Source organism: Saccharopolyspora sp., assembly GCF_017434145.1.
GTDB lineage: Bacteria > Actinomycetota > Actinomycetes > Mycobacteriales > Pseudonocardiaceae > Saccharopolyspora_C > Saccharopolyspora_C galaxeae.
The window spans coordinates 1-1,847 of record NZ_JAFRFW010001008.1; the positions used below are offsets into that span (position 1 = coordinate 1).

2 protein-coding genes are annotated in these 1,847 nt (G+C 68.9%); both read left to right on the forward strand.

The annotated features are described in order from the left end of the window. On the forward strand, positions 1–215 hold a 215-nt coding region (locus IJH84_RS27480; protein ID WP_295150755.1), incomplete at its 5' end, for a hypothetical protein. A 328-nt stretch (positions 216–543) separates the two neighbouring features. Next, positions 544–1,847: PAS domain-containing protein (locus tag IJH84_RS27485; RefSeq protein WP_295150758.1), on the forward strand; the 1,304-nt coding region annotated here is incomplete at its 3' end.

Here is a 1,847-nt window from a genome sequence, read left to right on the forward strand (position 1 = left end):
ATTTCTCCGGACATGATCCGCTTTTCTCGTCGTACGATCTTGTCGATTCCGCCGGACCGCTCGGATTGGCCGGTCCGCGGTTTCATCGACCGCGGAATGATCCGGCACGCGGCGGCGCGGAATTCCACAGCTCGCCGATCAAGGAATGCTTCCCAGGCATCGAGATCGAACTACATGCCGTCATCGCGGAGTGTCGAGACTCCTCTTTAGAGTGAGCATTCAAGGGCCGATTGGGCAGAGCATGCACCTACCGTCACGGATTCTCGCTCGGACAGACCAATCTGATCGACACGCTGGCGCCGCAGCGCACTACCGCGCGTACGGTCCAATCCGGACGTCCCGTCCGGAACGGCCGCCTTCGCGAGCCGTCCGCGATTTCCCGGCGACCACTCAGGACAGTCGCGGAGTTGGGCGCATGGGAAACTGTGGGCGAGGCGGCCATCGGCGTAAGTTGACACTCTGGGATGTCACCGGCGGTGATCAGTGACGGAGCGCCACCACCAACGGTGACGAGCAATGTGGAAGGCGTGCACTGGATGATTCATGGACGTTGATCCGGAACCGCTCGGCGCCGGACTGGATCACGAGTTCCTCGACCTGGCGCTTGCCGCGCACGGTGCGGTGCAGTGGTCGCTGCGGTTCGCCGACGGCAGAACCGCCTGGACGTCCGGGATGGACGTCCTTCTCGGCGTGCCCGGATCCGGTGTGGAAGACCTGCGCACCCGCCTGCACCAGCTGCTGGAGCCGCTGACGCTCTCGGCCCGCACCACCGATGCCTGGCAAGACCTCGAGCTGGAGCAGCCGGTGCAGGACTCGAACGGCGAGACCCGGTTCGTGCGCTTCCACGCGCGCCGCATGGGCGCCGACCGCGGCGCGGACCTGATCGGCGTGGCCAGCGACGTCACCAAGGCGCGCCAGGATCGGCAGAACCTCACCGACCTGGCCGACCGGTACCGGCTGCTGGTGGAGCTGAGCCCGGACGCGATCTGCGTGCACCAGGACGGGCTGGTGCGCTACGCGAACTCCTCCACGCTGGAGATGCTCAGCTTGCGCTACGACGAGCTGATCGGACGCCCGATCACCGAGTTCGTGCGGCCGCGCTCGCTGACCGCCATGTACGAACGCCTCCGCGGGCTGACCGCGCCCGGTTCCCGCACCAAGCCATCGGAGGCCGAGCTGACCCGCCAGGACGGCAAAGTCGTCCCGGTCGAGCTGGTTTCGGTGCGCACCAGCTGGGAAGGCCACCCGGCGCTGCAGGTGATCCTGCGCGACATCACGACCAAGAAGGCCGCCGAGGCCACGTTGCGCTACCAGGCCGCACTGGTCCAGCACGTCAGCAACGCGATCATCGCGACCGATCGGGAGGGCGTGGTCACCAGCTGGAACCCGGCGGCCGAGGCGGTTTACGGGGTGGCGTCCGGCAAGGCGTTCGGCAGGCACGTCGGCGACCTGGTCGGCGCCCCGCTGCGGCCCGCCGACCTGCTGGGGGCCGAGGGCGGGGTGCTGGAATCGCTGCACCGCGACGTCGACGGCCACGCGCTGCGGGTGCGGATCTCGGTGGCCGAGATGGACGACGGCTTCGTGCTGGTCTGCGCGGACGAGACGGCGCGCCGCCGCGCCGAACGGCACTTCGCCACGGTCATCGACGCGCTGGACGAGGGGGTGCTCGTCGGCGGGCCGGACGGAACCTTCGAGTCGGCCAATCCGGCGGCGCTGCGGATCCTGCGCACGAACCGCGCCGAGCTCGTCGGGTCGGAGCTGGCCAGCTGGCCGATGTTCGACGAGACCGGCCGCGTGGTGCCGCTGGACCAGCGCCCGTCCCGGGTCACCCAGCGCACCGGCCGTCC